The sequence below is a fragment of the Mycobacterium sp. 1165178.9 genome, assembly GCF_001673555.1.
Classification (GTDB): Bacteria; Actinomycetota; Actinomycetes; order Mycobacteriales; family Mycobacteriaceae; genus Mycobacterium.
The window spans coordinates 1-908 of record NZ_LZMB01000251.1 but is presented as its reverse complement, the minus strand read 5'-3'; the positions used below and the strand labels follow the sequence as shown (position 1 = coordinate 908).

Genomic DNA, 908 nt, shown 5'->3' with positions numbered 1-908 from the left:
TACTCCGACGAGAAAGTCAAGGCCGGAACGCTGAATTCGGTTGCGCGCGCGGTGGTTCACGCCGCGAACATGGGGGCCAAAGTGATCAACGTCTCGGTCACCGCATGCCTACCCGCCGCCTCCCCGGCCGATCAGCGAGCGTTGGGTGCGGCGCTGTGGTATGCATCCACCGCGAAGGACGCGGTGATCGTCGCGGCCGCGGGCAACGATGGGGAAGCCGGCTGTAACAACAACCCGACCTATGACCCGTTGGACCCATCGGATCCCCGGGACTGGCATCAGGTCAAGATCGTCTCGGCGCCGTCTTGGTTTTCCGACTACGTCCTGTCGGTAGGTGCCGTCGACGCCAGCGGTGCCCCGCTCGACAAGAGCATGTCGGGCCCCTGGGTCGGTGTGGCCGCGCCGGGAACCCACATCATGGGCCTCTCGCCCCAAGGCGGCGGCCCGGTCAATGCCTATCCGCCGTCGCGACCGGGCGAGAAGAACATGCCGTTCTGGGGAACGAGTTTCTCGGCGGCCTACGTCAGCGGCGTCGCGGCGTTGGTCCGGGCGAAATTCCCCGAACTCAGCGCGCATCAGGTGATCAACCGCATCGTGCAGTCGGCGCACAATCCGCCTGCGGGCGTTGACAATAAGGTCGGGTACGGGCTGGTGGACCCCGTCGCAGCGCTGACCTTCAACATCCCGCCGGGCGAGCGGATGCCCCCGGGCGCCCAAAGCCGGGTCATCACCCCGGCGCCGCCGCCCCCGCCGCCCGACCACCGCGCACGCAACATCGCCATCGGATTCCTGGGCATGGTGGCCGCCGGGGTGCTCGTGTTCGCGATCGCGGCGCGGCTGCGGAGGGCTCGATGAGGCCCGACCTGGCCGGGTTCAGCCGCGGCAGCAATCGGCGGGTGGTCGGCGTG

The 908-nt window shown here is 68.7% G+C and carries 1 protein-coding gene; it reads left to right on the top strand.

Annotated features, from left to right (window positions below; all coding sequences use genetic code 11):
- The coding region (locus A5652_RS11380) for a S8 family serine peptidase (RefSeq protein ID WP_156745279.1) at nt 1-855 on the top strand (855 nt) is incomplete at its 5' end.
- Nucleotides 856-908 lie beyond the last annotated feature (53 nt).